The organism is Rubneribacter sp. (assembly GCF_965361815.1).
In genome coordinates, this window is record NZ_CBDTNW010000054.1 from 1 (window position 1) to 17,523 (window position 17,523).

Annotated in this window: 10 protein-coding genes; 4 read left to right on the forward strand and 6 right to left on the reverse strand. The window is 63.6% G+C overall.

Going from position 1 to position 17,523, the window contains the following annotated elements:
- Nucleotides 1-765 precede the first annotated feature (765 nt).
- On the reverse strand, nt 766-4,029 hold the full coding sequence (locus ACWKY3_RS03300) for an ATP-binding cassette domain-containing protein (protein WP_449314990.1): 3,264 nt from the start codon (nt 4,027-4,029) through the stop codon (nt 766-768).
- 267 nt (nt 4,030-4,296) lie between these two features.
- On the opposite strand from ACWKY3_RS03300, the gene ACWKY3_RS03305 reads away from it, so the two are divergent.
- Complete coding sequence (locus ACWKY3_RS03305; protein ID WP_449314991.1) at nt 4,297-5,835, forward strand: aminopeptidase; 1,539 nt, start codon at nt 4,297-4,299, stop codon at nt 5,833-5,835.
- A gap of 220 nt (nt 5,836-6,055) precedes the next feature.
- On the opposite strand, the gene ACWKY3_RS03310 is transcribed toward ACWKY3_RS03305, so the two are convergent.
- Complete coding sequence (locus ACWKY3_RS03310) at nt 6,056-7,390, reverse strand: MFS transporter (RefSeq protein WP_449314992.1); 1,335 nt, start codon at nt 7,388-7,390, stop codon at nt 6,056-6,058.
- Nucleotides 7,391-7,546: 156 nt separating this feature from the next.
- Between ACWKY3_RS03310 and ACWKY3_RS03315 the strand changes: the two genes are divergently transcribed.
- Entirely contained in the window at nt 7,547-8,650 is a 1,104-nt protein-coding gene (locus tag ACWKY3_RS03315) for a MerR family DNA-binding transcriptional regulator (protein ID WP_449314993.1), read from the forward strand.
- Nucleotides 8,651-8,750: 100 nt separating this feature from the next.
- Here the strand turns inward: ACWKY3_RS03315 and ACWKY3_RS03320 are convergent, their stop codons facing one another.
- Nucleotides 8,751-10,295 carry an FAD-dependent oxidoreductase gene (locus ACWKY3_RS03320; RefSeq protein ID WP_449314994.1) on the reverse strand — a complete coding sequence of 515 codons (1,545 nt, stop codon included), beginning with the start codon at nt 10,293-10,295 and terminating at the stop codon, nt 8,751-8,753.
- A 120-nt stretch (nt 10,296-10,415) separates the two neighbouring features.
- Nucleotides 10,416-11,687 carry a helix-turn-helix transcriptional regulator gene (locus ACWKY3_RS03325; RefSeq protein ID WP_449314995.1) on the reverse strand — a complete coding sequence of 424 codons (1,272 nt, stop codon included), beginning with the start codon at nt 11,685-11,687 and terminating at the stop codon, nt 10,416-10,418.
- 1,394 nt (nt 11,688-13,081) lie between these two features.
- Between ACWKY3_RS03325 and ACWKY3_RS03330 the strand changes: the two genes are divergently transcribed.
- Entirely contained in the window at nt 13,082-14,488 is a 1,407-nt protein-coding gene (locus ACWKY3_RS03330) for a sodium-dependent transporter (RefSeq protein ID WP_449314996.1), read from the forward strand.
- 153 nt (nt 14,489-14,641) lie between these two features.
- Here the strand turns inward: ACWKY3_RS03330 and ACWKY3_RS03335 are convergent, their stop codons facing one another.
- Together ACWKY3_RS03335 and ACWKY3_RS03340 are read right to left on the reverse strand one after the other, a co-directional pair.
- Nucleotides 14,642-15,010, reverse strand: coding sequence for a type II toxin-antitoxin system death-on-curing family toxin (locus tag ACWKY3_RS03335; RefSeq protein WP_449314997.1), 369 nt, complete (start codon nt 15,008-15,010; stop codon nt 14,642-14,644).
- Entirely contained in the window at nt 15,007-15,234 is a 228-nt protein-coding gene (locus ACWKY3_RS03340) for a type II toxin-antitoxin system Phd/YefM family antitoxin (RefSeq protein WP_449314998.1), read from the reverse strand. Before ACWKY3_RS03340 ends, ACWKY3_RS03335 begins: the two co-directional genes overlap by 4 nt.
- A gap of 693 nt (nt 15,235-15,927) precedes the next feature.
- Between ACWKY3_RS03340 and ACWKY3_RS03345 the strand changes: the two genes are divergently transcribed.
- Nucleotides 15,928-17,184, forward strand: coding sequence for an ATP-binding protein (locus tag ACWKY3_RS03345; protein WP_449314999.1), 1,257 nt, complete (start codon nt 15,928-15,930; stop codon nt 17,182-17,184).
- The last annotated feature ends 339 nt before the right edge of the window (nt 17,185-17,523 follow it).

Consider the following 17,523-nt stretch of genomic DNA (forward strand, 5'->3'; position numbering starts at 1 on the left):
ATGCTTATCACGATGTTCGCCGCTCCCGGGATCTATCCCATATCGAACGGTGTTGGGCGGGGTTTCATTTCGTACTGTGCCATTAGGGTGGCGCGTGGGCGCGCCCGCGAGGTGAAGCCCCTCATGTGGATTGCCGCAGCCGCCTTCCTCGTTGCGTTCGTGCTGGCCTGAGGCGGGGCGGCGGGGCCTGCCCCGGTTGCAGGCCGGCTCAACTTCGCCCTGGTTTTGGCTCGGCTCCGGCCTCGGTTCCGGTCTGGCCCGGCTCCGGCCTTCGACCTCGGCGCTCACTCCAAGAGGCTTCTGGCCGCAAACGGCAGGCTGCGGCAGTTTCGGGAGCCTTTTCGGGCGGAGCGGGCAGGCCTCGTTTTTCGCGACTTGGTGTTTTACCGACTGGGAGGCGCTCGGGCCGCGCGAGGGGCGCCTGCGGAGCGCCGCAGGGCGCCGTTCGCGGCCAGAGCGCGTTTCGGGGCGGGCTTCCGAAGGCTCGATGCGCGCTTTTTAGCCCTTGATGGTCAAAACCGGTGCAAGTCGGGGGATTTTTCAGTTCCGAGTAGGGAAGCGATTTCCGTGAACAGGGCTTTTGCCGACGGCTTCGGTTCTGGGGGTCGAAAATCCCCCGACTTGCACCGATTTTGACCATCTGAGGTCGAAAAGCGCGCATCGGGGGGCGGGCCATCCTTGACGGGCGGTCCCCCCGCAGGCGGCGGCCCGACCCCCCCGGCAGGTGGCGGCCCGAGCGTCCTGGCCGCCATCGAAACCTGCCCGCTACTCGCTTCTCAGCGCCTCCACAGGGTCTTTCCTGCTGGCGGCGCTGGAGGGGAACAGGCCGGCCACGAAGGTGAGCAGCACGCTGATGGCTATGAGCACCACGGCGGCCTGCCAGGGGAGCAGCGCCACGTTGGGCACGTCGAACAGCGAGTACACGATGGCGTTGACGGGGATGCATCCCAGCAAGGTCAGCCCGATGCCGATGATGCCCGCCGTCAGCCCCACGATGATGGTCTCGGCGTTGAACACGCGGCTGATGTCGCGCTTGCTGGCGCCGATGGAGCGCAGGATGCCGATCTCCTTCTTGCGCTCGAGCACGCTGATGTAGGTGATGACCCCGATCATGATGGAACTCACCACCAGCGAAATTGCCACGAACGCCACCAGCACGTAGCTGATCATGTTCACGATGTCGGTGACCGAGGACATGAGCGCGCCCACGAAGTCGGTGTAGGTGATCACCTTGTCGTCCTGGCTGTCGGCGACCATGCGGTCGTTGTAGGCGTCCAAGATGGCAACGACCTGCTCTTTGCTCTCGAAGTCCACCGGGTAGATGTCGATGCCGGCGGGTTTGGCGAAATCGGCGTAGCCGAGCTTTTTGAGGTTGCCGTCGTAGCTGGCCTCCTCGGTGCTCATGAGCGACATCATGAGCGCGCCCAGCTCCTCCTCGCTCATGTTCATCTGGAACGCGTCGGCGAAAGCCGCCTCGTCGATGCTCATGGCGTTGGCCATGTTGGCCGACAGCTGGCTCATCGACTGCTGCATGGCGGTTGACACCTGCGTTTGAATGGCGGACGACATCTGCTGCATGTAGGAGGTCATGACGGTTTGCATATAGCTGCTCATGGCCGTCTGAACAGACGACTGCAGCTGGCCCTGCAGCTCCTGAGCCATGGCGGGCACGGCCTGTTGCATCTTCTCGGAAAGCTGCGCCTGCAGCTGGGCCTCAAGTGCTGCGCCGGCCTGCTCCATGTCGATGGAGTCCCTGATGGCGGTCGCGAGTTTTTCCTGCACCTCCGCGCTGGCGAAGTAGGCTTGCAGCGCGGCGTCCAGGTCGGTGGGGCCCTCGGCGGTGATCATCCACTCCCGGTACCACTCGGAGAACCCGCCCATGACCTCGGCCATGGCGGCCTGCACCTTCTCCGTGTCCATACTGGGCTGCACGGTGCTCAGGTCCAGCTTCAGGTCGCTGAAGTCCATCATGCCGCCAAGGTCGATGCCGCCGGGGTCCACGCTGATGCCCGACGCGTCGAAGGCCGGCAGCGACCCCGCGTTCAACGACAGCCCCGAAAGGTCGAGCGACAACCCCGACATGCCGCTTGTGAGCGCGCTCTGGTCGATGGTGAACGCCGCCTGCAGCTTGCTGCCGTCGATGGTGAACAGCGACTCCATGTCGAAGCCATCTTCCCGGTCGTCCTCCTCGCCGAAGGGCTTGCCGGTGAACACGTTCACGGACGGGTCGGCCAGTTGGTCCTGCACGATTCGGCTTGCGGCGGCCTGCTCCACCACGTGCTCGGTGAGCGACGCGGGGTAGTAGATGGTGCCGGAACCCAGCATGGTGGGGCCGTCCTCGCCCGGCTGCACGATGCCCACGATGCGGACATCCTCGCCGTTTGCCACCAGCTCGCGCATGTAGGCGTCGTCGTCAGAGCGGTCGGTCCACACGCCGTATCCCTCGTCGTACGCATAGTAGTCGCAAGCGTTCACCAGCTTGAACGTGACGTTGAGGATGTCGTCGTAAGAGGGCTGCCCCAGGTCATCAGGCGTGGTCACCTCTTCCTCGGCGGCGAACTGGCGCACCATGGAGTCCAGCTCCGAGACGTCGCGCAGCCCCAACGTGTACAGCATGAAGTCGCTGATGGAGCCGCTGCTGGTGAGCACGAGCACGCATTCGTTGTAGCTTTCGGGCCAGCGTCCCGCCTTGATATCGTACTGATCCTCGTAGAGCGCCGGGTCGCTGGGCATTTCGTAGAACACGTCGGTGCTCATCATGGTGGACATCATGCTGTTGGAACTGGTGGCGGACCCCAGCCCCAGCGCCGAGAACGACGTGTCGGGGTTCACCTGGCGCAGGTTCTCGGTGTTGGAGCTAAAAAGCTGCGGGGTGACGTCGTAGCTGTACTCGATGGTGCTCGTGTACTGCTCGATGCCGCTCTGCCCGCTGTCCAGGTACTCTTTGAGCGAGGCCAGGTCGTTGCTGCCGATGCTCGAGAACATGTTGGTGACCATCTCCGTCACGTGCACGGACTCGTCGCCGCCTTCCTCGGCGCTGGCGGCCGTCTCGCCCGCCTCGACGCTTGCGCCCAGCATCATGGAGGTCATGTCGAAGCCGCTGCTTTGGATTTGCAGCGGGTATTCGGAAAGGGTGTCCTCCTCCACCGTTTTGATGTAGTTGTTCACGCCGTTGGCGAGCGCCAGGATGGCCGCGATGCCGATGATGCCGATAGACCCCGCGAACGCGGTCATAAGGGTGCGGCCCTTCTTAGTCATGAGGTTGTTGAACGAAAGCGAAAGCGCGGTCAGAAACGACATGCTGGTTTTGCGGACGGGCTTGTCGCTTGCGGGCATGCCGTCCAGGCCCGGATCGAAGGGGTCGGTGTCGCTTTTGATGACGCCGTCGGCCAGCGTGACGATGCGCGTGGCGTACTGCTCGGCCAGTTCCGGGTTGTGCGTGACCATGATGACCAGGCGGTCGTTGGCTATCTCGGTGAGCAGGTCCATGATCTGCACGCTTGTCTTGGAGTCGAGGGCGCCGGTGGGCTCGTCGGCTAGTAGGATCTCCGGGTCGTTGATGAGGGCGCGGGCGATGGCCACGCGCTGCATCTGGCCGCCGGAAAGCTGGCTGGGCTTTTTGTTCACGTGGTCGCCCAGGCCCACTTTCTGCAGGGCTTCGATGGCGCGCTCGCGGCGCTCGGCGCGGGACACGCCGGAAAGCGTGAGCGCCAGCTCCACGTTGGAAAGCACCGTTTGGTGCGGGATGAGGTTGTAGCTTTGGAACACGAAGCCGATGCGGTTGTTGCGGTAGGTGTCCCAGTCGCGGTCTTTGTACTGTTCGGTGGACACGCCGTCGATGATGAGGTTGCCCGCATCGTAATGGTCGAGTCCTCCCACAATGTTGAGCAGCGTGGTCTTGCCCGAGCCCGAGGGGCCAAGGATTGCCACGAACTCGTTGTCGCGGAAGGACACCGACACGTGGTCGAGCGCGGTCTGGGTGAAGTTGGCCGTGGTGTAGGACTTGCATATATTGAGCAGTTGGAGCATGGAATGCCTTTCGGCGCGCGGTTCGCCTCGCCGGGACGGGGGCCGCGCGTCTCGCCCCCGCCCTGCGCGCGTCCGTTGCGCATAGGTAAGTGTATCGTTTACTCATGGTAGATTTTCCTCGAGCGTTCCCGCCGGGAATGCGCAATCTTCATCGAGTTTACCGAACGGTTACTTTTCGGGGGCTTCTGTCTGCGCGCGTTGGGATTCCCGCGCGGACGAAATGAGGCATAATAGGCGCGAAACATCCAACGATGAAAGGCGGCGCGCATGGAACGAGAGACGGCGTGGAAAAGGTACGGCGAGACAGAGCTTGAGGAGTTGGAGCGCCTGGCCGCAGGCTACATCGACTTCATCTCCGAGAACAAGACCGAGCGCGAGTGCGCCCGAACGGCGGTTGCGATGGCGAAGGAGCGCGGATACGTGAGCCTTAACGAGGCGGTGCGCGCGGGACGGCCGCTCAAAGCGGGCGACAAGGTGTGGGCGCTTCTGCACGGCAAGGCGCTCATCTTGGTGCAGCTGGGTTCCGCTCCGCTGGAGCGGGGCCTCAACATCTTGGGGGCGCATATCGACAGTCCGCGCCTGGACATCAAGCAGAATCCCCTGTACGAGGCGAGCGACTTCGCGTTGCTGGACACGCATTACTACGGCGGCATCAAGCACTACCAGTGGGTGACGCTGCCCTTGGCCCTGCACGGCGTGGTGGCCAAAACCGATGGGAGCGTGGTGGACGTGCGGGTGGGCGACGACCCGGACGACCCCGTGTTCTGCGTGACCGACTTGCTCATTCATCTGGCGAACAAGCAGATGGGCAAGAAGGCGTCGGACGTGGTGGAAGGCGAGGCGCTTGATGTGCTGGTGGGCAATCGGCCGCTGGTGATCGGCGAGGGCATGGGTGACGCTGCGGGTGCGGGCGATGACGCGCGGGGCGAGGACGCGGGTGCGGCCGGCGCGGATGCGGCTGGCGCAGGCGCGGCTGCGTCCGGCGGGGACGCGAAGGGCGAGGGCGCGTCCGGGAAAGGCGCGTCCGGCGAGGGCGCGAAGGAGCCGGTGAAGGCGTTCGCCCTCAAGCTGCTCGCCGACAAGTACGGCATTGCGGAGGAGGACTTCCTCTCGGCGGAGCTGGAGGTGGTGCCGGCCGGCCGCGCGCGCGAGCTGGGGTTCGACCGCAGCATGGTCATAGGCTACGGGCAGGACGACCGTGTGTGCGCCTACACCTCGCTTATGGCACAACTGGCCGTGGCCGATTGCGCGCTTGAGAAGGCCGCCGTCTGCATCCTGGTGGACAAAGAGGAGATAGGCAGCGTGGGCGCCACGGGCATGACCTCGCGGTTCTTCGAGAACACGATGGCCGAGATCATGGAGCTGGCGGGCGAGGGCGGGCCCTTGCCGCTGCGCCGGGCGCTGGCGGCTTCCAGCATGCTGTCCTCGGACGTGTCGGCCGGGTTCGATCCTGCGCACGCTGATGTGTTCGAGGCGAAGAACACGGCGTATCTGGGCCGCGGCCTGGTGTTCAACAAGTACACGGGCGCGCGCGGCAAAAGCGGCAGCAACGATGCGAGCGCCGAGTTCGTGGCGCGCGTGCGCCGCGTGATGGACGAGGCGGGCGTGGCGTTTCAGACGGCCGAGCTGGGCCGCGTGGACGCGGGCGGCGGCGGGACCATCGCCTACATCCCGGCCGAGTACGGCATGGACGTCATCGATTCCGGCGTGGCGGTGCTTTCCATGCACAGCCCGTGGGAGGTGACGAGCAAGGCCGACATCTACGAGGCGCGCAAGGGCTACGAGGCGTTTCTGCGCAATGCGTAGGGCTTGCGGCGGGGCGAGATAGGCGCGAAGCGGCAGACGGGCGCGACGACGGACGGGGTGCGGCGGACGGATGCAACACGACAGGTCTGGCGGGCAGACCCGGCCCGCCAGACCTGCCCTCCTTGCCGCGCGCCATCGGTTAGGGCCGCAATCCGAACCGCCGGTTGAGCTTGGATCGCAAACGCACCGGGGTTGGCGCGCCCGCCCGCGCCGCCTGCCGTCAGCTCGCGTCGCCCTTCTCGTCGCTTGTCTCCCCGGTTTCGTCCAAAAGGCGGATGCCCTTGCTGGCCGCAGCCGCCACGCAGGCGACAACGATGAGGACGCCGCAGATCAGAAACCAGTTCGCAATTCCCACGGCCTCGGCCGCAAACCCCGAAAACGACAGTCCCACAGGTGCCGCAAGCGACGATCCGGTCAAAAAGATGCCCATCACGCGGCCTGTCTTCTCCTCCGGCGTGCGCCTTTGCATGATGGGTAGGATGGGCGCGTTGTAGCAGCCCAGGGCTGCGGCTGCCACTCCCATGAGCACGGCGAACAAGGGGAATTGGTCGTGCTGCAAAAGCCCGCATCCGGCGAGAGCCAGCCCCGTCGCCGCGCCTGATGCGATGATGACCGGCGCAAGGCGCCTCTTGCCGCCCCAGGCAAACGCGACGGCCGATCCCGCCAGCATGCCGACGCCGAACACGGCCTCCACAAGAGATGCCTGGTATCCGTCGCCGCCGAAGTGCTGGTAGGTCATGAGCGGGGCGAGCGAGCTTGCGGGCATGAGCAGAAGCATCGTTGCCATGACGAACAGCATGAGGCTGCGAAGCCCCCGGTCGTGCAGGACGAACGAGGCGCCCTCGCGCAGGTCGGCCAGGACGCTTTGCCGCGATGCGTCGGACCGTTCGGGCGTTGGGATGCGTGCGATGGTCAGGCAGGCGCAGGCGACGGCTGCGCAGGCGGCGTCGAGCAGCATAACGCCGTGGAATCCCACCACGTTGTACAGCAGGATGCCGAGCGCTGGCCCCGCGATGGCGGAGAGGCTGGTGAGCGCTTGGTCCAGGGTGTTGATGCGCACAAGCTGGTCGGCGGGCACCAGGCGGGGCATGGCGGCGGTGAGCGCCGGCCCGTGGAACGCCTGCGCCGAAGCGCGCACGGCCAAAAGCGCCAGCATGAGCGGCACGTTGACGATCCCGATCACGGCGCAGATAGCGAGCACGAGCGAGAACAGCCCGGCCGTGCCGTCGGCAATGATCATGACCTTCTTGCGGTTGAGTCGGTCTGCCGCCACGCCGCCAAGAGGCGAGAGCAGCGCGACGGGCAGAAGCGATGCCGCCGAGGCGAGCGAGAGCCACACGGGCGAGGACGTGGTCTCGGTGACGAACCAGATGGCGGCGAAGCTGGCCGCGCAGGTGGCGAACACGGAGACGGCCTGCCCGCACCAGATGACGGCCACGCGGGCCAGCCAGTTCGCGGGCAGCGGGTTGCCCTTGGCGTCCAGCGGCGTGTGCGGGTCTTCAGGGTTTTCGGGATGCGCGGGGGAGGGGGCTGCGTCGGTCGGTGCCTTGTTCACGCGGGTTCCTTTCGTCTTGCGGTCGTTTCGCAGCCACCCTAAACTATGGGGTAACACCATAGTCAAGCGGGAATGCGGGAATGCGCGGACATGCGAACGTGCGGGCGCGTAAACGCGCGGCGCGGGAATCCTGCGGTATTGGAAGGGAGGACGCAGGTGCAAGAGCTCATGAAAGCGGGGGAGTTCGCGCGGTTTTGCCGCACGACGAAGGAGACGCTGCGCCACTACGATCGCATCGGGCTTCTGCGCCCTGCCGTGCGCGCCGAAAACGGGTACCGGCTGTACTCGTATTTCCAATTTTTGGACTACATGCTGGTGTCGGCGCTGCAAAGCTCGGGCGCGTCGCTTGGGGAGGTTCGGGAGTACCTGGCGCAGCCCGACGATCCGCGGCTGCACGGCATGCTGGAGGAGCGCGTGGGCCTCATGGACCAGCAGATCCGCGAGCTGCAGGTGAGGCGAGAGGTGCTGCGTCGCACGCTCGACCGCAGCGCGACGCTGCGGGAGTGGCTGGACGATGCCGGGGCTGGCGGAAGCGATGCACCTGATGGGCGCGTTGCGCTCGGCGAGGACAGCGCGCCAGGCGAGCGCGGCGATGCGCACGTTGCGGGTGGCGATGCGTACGACGAGGCCGCTGTATCCAGCGAGCGCAGCGCATTCGACATGCGCGGCGGCACGGCCGTCGGGCGCACTGCCGTGCCTGACGGCGCCGACTCGCCCGAGATCGCGTCGTTCGGCCCGGATGCGGGGCGCGTCCACCGCACGCCGGAGGGGCACCGGTGGCGCGTGAGCGCCTGCGCCGAGGAGTACTTCCTTGAAACGCCCTCGCCGTACAGCGAGGATGCCGAGGATGCGTTCCTCTCCGCCGTCAACGAGCACATGGACTACTGCCAGGCCTTCGGGGCGGGGGTGGAGTTTCTGGGTAGCTACCGGGTGGAGGCGTCGTGCGTGGCAACAGGCGACTACGCGAAGGGCCTGCACTTGGACATGCGCCTGGTGCGACGCGTGGAGTCGGATCGTCTGCACGTGAAGCCGGCCGGAATCTACCTGCGTTGGCTGAACCGCATCGACTTGGCGGACGCTCGGCGCAACCCCGACGCCCCCAACCCCCTGTTCGCCGCCTACGACGCCCTGCGCGCGTTCGCTCGGGAGCAGGGCTGGCGCCTGTCGGGAGATCTGTACGATGCCGAGCTGTCCCTGTACTCCGGCAACCCCGACGCCCCCGTGTACACCGAAGCCTCCATGCGGGTGTCTCCCGCCTGATTTGGCCGGTCTTGTCGGCGTCTCCGTCCGGCTCGCCTCCGCCCCGCTCCCTTTGCGTGCTCCTTGCTAAGCGCTCTGCCGACTGGCGGCTTTTGCGGGTTTACAGGTTGGAGGCTGCGTGCCGCGCTGCCGTTCGGCCGGAATGGACGTTGCAGGCGTTCGTGCCGCCCGGCATCCAGATCGTGTACTCGCTCGCCCAGAGCATCGCTCCGTCGTTGCCCACGGCGTAAAGGCCCGGTATTGGCTCCTTCGTGCTTCGCAGGGCCCGGTAGTCCAGGTCGGTGCACACGCCTGCGAACGAGCAGAGGATGAGGTGGCTCGAGCGGATGATGGTGAAGGGGGCGTTCTCTATCTTCCAGAGGAACTCCGCGCCTTTGCCGTAGTGGCTGTCGACGCCCGCCTCGGCGAAGGCGTTGTACTGGTCGATGGTCTTGCGAAGGGCGTCGGCGTCTATGCCGAGGGTGTCGGCCGCTTCTTCGAGCGTGTCGGCCTGGACGATCTCGCCGGCGTCGAGGCCTTGTTCGAACTCGGCCATGACCTCGTCCTCCGTCGCTCCGTTGCCCGTCACGTACTCGACGAACGCATCGAGGGTCCTTGAATCCCAGACGAGGTACGTCTCGTCGTTGCCCATGGTGGTCATGTCGGCCATCGCCCAGTTCTCAAGGCAGCAGTCCTCGTTCACGAAGCGCTTGCAGTCTTGGTTGACCCACACGGCCATGGGGATGGAATCCCCCATCGTGGACGACATCAGCCCGCCCGACGTGTACGGGGGAAGGCCGTCCACCTGCATGCAAAGCTGGAACCCCGCGTTCTTCATGTTGCTCTTCGCCCCGGCGTCGAGCGCCATCTGGATGGTCGACCCGTCGTGTCCCGGATTTCCAAGCTGAATGGACTTCGAGAGGTCTATTCCGAAATCCTGCATGTAGTCGGCGTTCTCCACGAAGCCGCCTCCTGCGAGGATGACCGCTTTGGCGTTGACCTGGATGGCGCCGTCGGGTCCGTCGGCGTAGAGTCCGATGACCGCTCCCGATTCGTCTTGGATGAGGCTCGTCGCGCAGGTTTTGAGCCGTATCTCAACGCCGAGCTTGTCGCATGCGGCGAGCATGGGGGTCACGTAGCGCTCGTTGCCGCCGGCGGGGGCGCCGGTGAAGCTGTGGGCGGTGCCGTGCTCCAGGCATTCGAAGACGACGCCGTTGTCCATAAGCCAGTCGATGTTCTCGCCGGAATGCTCGGCCAGATCCACGATGGCCGGCCCGCTGCCGCGGCATTGCGAGCTTTCGAGCTCCATGCGGACGAATTCGCCGGCGTCGGCCTCCTCTCCCTGGGCCTTCTCCATGGACGAGCCGATGCCGAAGATGCAACGGGTGAGGTTGGCGTTGCCTCCCGCGAAGTTGTTGCGCTCCAAGCAGAGGACGTGGGCCCCGTTCTGCGCCGCTTCGACGCAGGCGGCCAAGCCCGCCGCCCCCGAGCCCACGACGGCGATGTCGCAGTCGACGGTCTCCGCGATGTTCGCGGGAACGGCGGCTGCCTCGGCTGCGCCGCCCTCGCTCTTGCCGGCGGGAGCCGCGCAGCCGGCCAGACCCGCCATTGCGAGTCCCGCGCCGATCGTCGCCGCTCCCAAGAAGCTTCTTCTGGTGAGTTCCATCCCTGTTCCTCCTCGCTCGGTGTGGCCGCCGTTTTGCGGCCGCCTCCGACGGTAGGGGGAAAGGCTTCGCTCGGCATCAACCGGGCAGGCTGATTTTCCTCGCAGCCGGTGCCGTTTTTCTCAGCCTTGCTGAGAGGATTCCCTGTTCACGGCTTCGACAAGCTCGCGTTTGGAATGAACCCCAAATTTTTGGTAAATGTGAAGCACATGGGTTTTCACCGTGCTCATCGAAATGCACAGCTCGTTTCCCACTTCGTCGAGCTCGCGTCCTCCTACGAGAAGCGCGAGCACCTCCGTCTCGCGGCGGGTGAGGTAGAGCTCGTCGGCTACGCGTCTGAGCGTGTCGGGGGAGATCGGACCGCTCGCGTCTTCGGTGGTCGCGCCGTACGCCTCGGCTCGTTCGTTTGCCCGCACGTACTCGAAGGCGTCGTCGCGCACGCGGCCCGAGTAGAGGATGAACGCGCTGAAGATGCATCCAGCGGCCACGGCTATGGAGATCGCCGTTTTGAGCGTTCCGTCTCCCGAGCCAAGCGTTCCGGTTATCCCAAGCAGGGTCGCGAGCATGAAAGAAGAGGTTGCGACGATGTGGGCGAGGCACACGCCCCTGATGGGATCCGTCGAGTCCTCCTCGGACGCGCGCAGCACCACCTGGAGCATTCGCGGAACGAAGAGGCAGTCGCCGACGTTCACGATGGACATGAACGCCTCGCCCGAACTGTGTCCTGCGCCCACGAGCATGACGGGCACTGCGATGAACAGTGCGCAGGTGATGTCCAGGGTGGATATCCTCGATGCGGAGAAAACGCGGAATTCGAGCAGCATGACCCCTGCGCCCGCAAGGACGCCGAGCGCGTAGACCATCGCCCAGTCGCAGTCGATGCTGCCGAACACGAAGGCGAACTGGGTGCCGAACGAGAAGAGCGCGAGCACGGCGACAAGCGACCAGGGGATGACGGGCGCTGCGGCTGTCCGACTGGCGGCGGGCTTGGGATCGTGCGGTTGGTGGGGTCTGCTCACCAAAGCGGAGAGAGAGCATAGGGCGGCAATCTGCATGAGCAGAGAGAACACCGTCGGCAGGGCGAAGGACACGACCGCGATGCCGAAGGCGAGCAGGATGCCCGTCATCGCGGCTTTGAGGATGTCGCGGTTCGCGGAGGAGAAGAGCACGAGGGCCTGTCCGACGAACAGGCACGCCTCGCTTGCCGAGACGAGGACGGTGGCGGTCATCACGGCGGCGGTGCCGGGTGCAAGGAAAAGCAGGAGGGCGCCCGCGCATCCGGTTGCGCCGAGGATGGCGGGGAGCGCCTTGCGCGAGAGCAGCGCGCGGAAAGCGTTGGGGCGTGCGAGGATGGCGAGCGCGACGGAGATCTTCACAAGGTAGCGTGCGATCATGAAGGGGGGGCGTGTGCATGAGCGTCGCGGACATCATGAAGTCCACGGACTCCGCAAGCGCCATCGCTGCGATGGCGAGCGGCAGCCCTTCGAGTTTGATCACGGCCCCTCCTTTTGCGCGAGTTGGGTTGTCGGGTGGATTATACCCCTGGACGCGTTCGGTGCTTTGGGCGAGCGACGAGGCGGATGGGAGGCGAGCGGGGCAAGCGGGAAAGCGCCGGCGTTGTCTCCGTTGCCGATTGCCGCTTCGCGATGCGGGAACATCTGTCCGTTCGGGTCGTTTTCCTTTGCTTTGCCGCTGTGCCGTGCTCGGGATTGCCGTTCGGTCGCATCCTGCTGGCGACGCCCTGCCGACAGTGCCCGACCGGCCGTGACTGCTCGGCCGCATCCGACCGGTCGTGCCCGGCTCCGCATTCGACTGACTGGGCTTTCCCCGGCCAGTTTTTCTGTAATTGTATGCTCAGATATCATTGACTGCTTGCAAGTCGCTGGGATACTCACGAAATGGCGCGGATCGCGTTTTGTGCATGGATTTTCCCCCGGAAAAACGCGCCGAGGGGCTAGTGGCGATTTCGCTGGGATTCCCGATCTGGGAAAACTCTCTCATCGGGATGAAAGGCTGCTTCTCGAGCTGTACACAAGATGCGATCCGTGCCGCTTCGGGCGGGCCTCTATGCTAGAAACCATCCGCTGTTAAACCACCGTTGGCACGAACCGGTGTTTGCCGAATCTCGAACCGAGCCTTCCCTGGTCGGGCGCCGGGCAAGGCCCTCCCCGCCTGACGGGTAGGATTTTGCCCGGCGAACCGGCCTGGCCTCTGCCAATCCTGGTTTAACAGCGGAACGGGGGGGATATTGGCGAGAAATCACCGAAGTCGGAAGATAATGCGGTCCGGACGGGCCCTCTGCCGATGATGCGCGATCGCCGACCAGGGGTTTCGCTTCCACCGTAAGGCGAAAGGGCGCCCGCGTCTTCCGACTTCGGTGATTTCTCGCCATCGGCGACCCTCCTTCTTGGCGAGCCGCCGCCGCTGCAGGCCGGGCCGGGCCCGGTGCGGGCCGCCCGGGCCGCCGCGCGCGGCGATCCCGTCCCTGCCTCGGTCGATCCTGGTTTGACAGAGAGGGGCGGCCTCTCGTGCGGTTTCGTTCGATGGGGAATTCGCAGAAAGCGCGTTTGCGACCGAAAAGGGTGTTCCAGCTGCTTGGTTTTACGCTACACTGCTCGCATTGCCTTTTCGCGTCTGGCGGTGGCGCGATGCGCGAGCTGCGGTCGATAAGCGCGGCGCGCGGATTGCTCCCGAAGGCGTGGCCTGCGAATCGCGGCGCGCGTCAGGACCGGGCGGCTTGCGGGCCGCGCTGCGCCGCCGTCGGACGCTTTTCGATAAGCGAGGAGCCATGGCACGCGAGAAATTCGGATCACGCCTGGGGTTCATCCTGATCAGCGCAGGCTGCGCGATTGGGCTGGGCAACGTATGGCGCTTCCCCTATATTGTGGGGCAATACGGCGGCGCGGCGTTCGTGCTGCTCATCGTGTTCTTCCTGCTGGTGTTCGCCCTGCCTATTTTGGTGATGGAGTTTGCGGTGGGGCGCGCAAGCCGCAAAGGCGTGGCGGGCAGCTTCAACGCGCTGGAACCTGCCGGCACGCGCTGGCATCGGTTCAAGTGGATCGCATTCGGCGGGAACTACCTGCTCATGATGTTCTACACCACCATCACCGGCTGGATGCTGGCGTTCATGGCGAAAAGCGCCCTGGGTGCGTTTGACGGGCTGGACGCCGCCGGAGTGCAGGGCGTCTACGAGGAGATGCTGGCAAACCCGGTGGAGATGGCGGTGTTCATGCTGGTGACGGTGGCCATCGGCGTGATCGTGGTGCGTGCGGGACTGCAGAAGGGCATCGAGCGCGTGACCAAGGTGATGATGGCGGCCCTGTTCGTGGTGCTGGCCGTGCTGTGCGTGCGGGCGGTGACGCTGCCGGGCGCGGGCGCGGGGCTGGAGTTCTACCTCATGCCGGACTTCGGCAAGCTGTTCGCCGGTTCCACGCCGGCCGAGCAGTGGTCCACGTTCGCCGAGGCGGTGTACGCCGCCATGGGCCAGGCGTTTTTCATGGTGTCGGTGGGGGCGGGGTCCATGTCCATCTTCGGCAGCTACATTGGCAAGGAGCGCAGCCTGACGGGCGAGGCGCTCAACGTGGCCGGCCTGGACGTGCTCGTGGCCGTGATGGCGGGCCTCATCATCTTCCCGGCGTGCTTCGCCTACGGCGTGGAGCCGGGGGCGGGGCCGGGGCTGGTGTTCGTCACGCTGCCGAGCGTGTTCGCCCAGATGTGGGGCGGGGCCGTGTGGGGCACCCTGTTCTTCTTGTTCATGAGCTTCGCAGCGCTGTCCACGGTCATCGCCGTGTTCGAGATGATCGTGAGCTTTTGCATGGACCAGTGGGGTTTTCTGCGCGAGCGGGCGGCCCTGGCGAACGGTGTGGCGCTCGCGCTGCTCAGCCTGCCGTGCGTTCTGGGCTTCAACGTGTGGGCGGGGTTCGAGGTGCCCGGCATAGGAAACATCCAGGCGGTTGAGGACTTCCTCATGTCCAACAACGTGCTGCCCTTGGGCGGTCTCGTGTTCCTTTTGTTCTGCACCACGCGCAAGGGCTGGGGCTGGGACGCGTTTGTTGCCGAGGCCGACGCCGGCAAGGGGCTGCGGTTCCCCCGCTGGACGCGGGGATACGTGCGCTTCGTGCTGCCGGCGCTCATCTTGGTGGTGTTCGTGGCGGGGTGGCTTCCCATCGTGCGGACGTGGCTGGGCCTGGGGTAGCGTTTCGGCTTTGCGCCGTGTCATGCGGGTTCGGCGGGTATGATTGCCGCGTTCGTGGGGCGGCTGGCCAAGAGGGGCGGGCTGTTTGCGAATTTCGGGCGCGCGTGGCAGGGCGCGCGCGGCGTCCTGGGGCTTTTGTATCTGCCTGTCCACTCAGGCCGCCAGTTCGTCGTATCCCATCGACCCGTCGGCGACAGCAAGAACGACCTGCAGTAACTTATCGTGCCGTGGTTTGAATCGGAAACCGTTTATAGCAAGGAACATTCCCATGCAGGCTGTCCCTGTTCGTTTGTTGCCATCTGCGAAAGGGTGGTTCCTGACAATGCCGTATGCGTAGCGGGCGGCCTTTTCGGCGGCTGTTGGGTAAAGGTCCTTGCCATCGAATGTTTGGCGTGGCTGCTCCAATGCGGCATCGAAGAGCCCTTCGTCTCTCAAGCCATCGAGGCCGCCGAACTTTTGGATAAGGTGGGTGTGTATGGTCCTTACGTCGCTGTGAGTAAGGTACTCCCAATTGCGTTTCATTTTGCGAGCTCGGCAAAGACGTCAGCGTATTCGTCGATAAATTCTTTCCCCAATCTGACAGCTTTGCTCTCTGCATTGCGCTCCCCTTTGACGGCGTCAATGGGAGTGATTCGAGCGATGGGGCGACTGTTTTTGATGACGGTTACGCTTCCGGCTGCCCGCGCTTTCTCCATGACGCCGCTGAAGTTGCGGGCGACTTCCGTCGCGGTGACGCTGATGGGCATGGCATCCTCCCCGGTTCGTTTCGGCCTCCAGCAGAGTAAGCACAGTATAGAAAATGCGCATTATTATTCAATAATAATGCGAAATAAAATACGCAAAATGCACTATGTTGCCGAAACTGCGATTCAAGCTCCGCAAAGGTTGGTCTTCGAAGATCGAACGGCCAGACGCTGAAAATTTTCGCATTCCTTACCACAGGGCAGACTGCGGCTGTGCTTGGGCGAACTTGCGACTGCGGTTTCGGTTGCAAGCACGGCTGTGACGGCGGACTCAGTCGCAGTCGTGGTCGTGCTTGCAGCCGTAATTGTTACCGCAATCGCAAAAACCGCGAAAAGTGGCATTCAGCCCGCTGAGGAGGCAAAGCGGGCGGCGGGACCCGCACGCGGGCGGGGCGCGCCCAGCCGAGCGCGCCTTTGCGCGTCACACATACGTATATTCTTGATATGCGAGGGTTTCTAGCCTGCTTGGCACCAGGCGAGGGGGGGGGGGTTCTGAAAGTTTCTCTTTAGTTGAAACTTCTCTTTCCAACTATTTTAATGGATGCAGGACCGCGCTTTGTAATTCGCCGAGGTTGCGGCTTTCATCATTTTTGTCGCCGACGAAAACCGACGATTTCTATTTTCGTCGTCCTTCATTCACGACGAAAACGCATAAAGTGTTAAAATCGTCGGTTAGAATTGCGGAAAGGGGTCGTAGTGCATAGGGAAACAGCAGTTCTTGAATACAAATCTGAAATCACTCGCACATTTCTGGAAACAGTAAGCGCCTTCGCGAACTACACAACGGGAGCAATTGTTTTCGGAATTGCCGACAATGGTGAAATTGTTGGATTGCGTGGTAACTTAATTGATGAGTGCCTGCGCATCGAAACCCTCATCAATGATTCCATTGAACCAATTCCTCGGTTTGAACTAAAGCCGGATCCTGCGAATAAAACAATTAGCTTGATTGTCTACGATAGTCCTGATAAGCCTTATCTGTATCATGGAAAGGCTTTTTGGCGAGCGGACGCTGCAACGGTTGAAGTCCCCCGGATTGAATACCGCCGCCTTGTGCTTGCCGGAAACGGTCAGAGTCTTGACGGAATTAAAAGCCCTGATCAAGATTTAAGTTTTGAATTGCTTTCACGGGAATTGCATGACAAGCTTGGTGTGGATAATCTTGATCTCAATGTATTGCGCTCGCTTGATCTTGCAGCGAAAGATGGCACGTTCAATAACGCGGCGCTTTGGGTGGCTGACCGCAATTCGGCGCCTGGAGTGGATATTGCCAAGTTCGGAAGCTCCATAGACCAAATTCTTGATCATGAAACCGTGGTTGGGGAATCGGTGCTGCGGCAACACGAGGCCGCTCTTCGTATGTTTGATCGCTACTATTCGTATGAGCTTGTTGACGGCATTACCCGGGAGACGCACTATCTACTGCCCCGAGATGCTTTCCGAGAAGCTGTGGCAAACGCGCTTGTTCATCGAACATGGGATGTTCCTGCCGATATTCTTATTCGGTTTTTCGAGAATCGTATAGAAATTACGTCTCCCGGTGGTCTGCCGCCCGACATCACGGAAGATGAATACTTGCGTGGCATGCTCTCTTCTCCGCGCAATCCCATTTTGGCGAATTTGTTCTTTAGACTTGGTTATATCGAGAAAATGGGCACGGGAATTCTTCGCATCAGAAGCCTCTATGAGCCAACTGGCGCTGCGCCCGAATTTAACGTGGGAAAAGGGTCGGTTCAAGTGATATTGCCTGTTCCTTCTCGGGCCTCGATTACGCTAGAGCAAAAAGCGATCCTGTCTGCAATGCCTAAAGGAGTAGCGTTGCCACGTGCCGAAATCGAGAGGCTTGCTCATACCGGTCGCGATGTCACCCTTCGTCTTTTATCAGAGCTTGAGCGGATGAATCTTGTGCGCAAAGAGGGGAGGGGCCGTTCGACACGATATGTAAAACTCTGAGCGGTGCTCACCACATAAGTTCGCCAAATTTGACATAACCGAAGAAACTGCCGGCACTCATCTTGGTGGCGTTCGTGACGGGGCGGCTCCCCTTTGTGCGGGCGTGGCTGGGCATGGGGTAGCGCAGGGCGGCTGGCGAAAGAGCGCGGCCTCGGCGCGCAAAGGGCGCGGCGCGCGGAGGCCCGGCGCACGAGGATCCGGCGCGTGGTGGTCCGGCTCGCAAGGATTTCGGCTCTGGCGCGCAAAGGGCACGGCGCGTTGGAAGGCCGCAGAGGGCGCCCCCGGCGCACGAAGGCCCCGGCGCGCGAAGGCCCCGGCGCGCGGGAGGCGGGCTGCGCC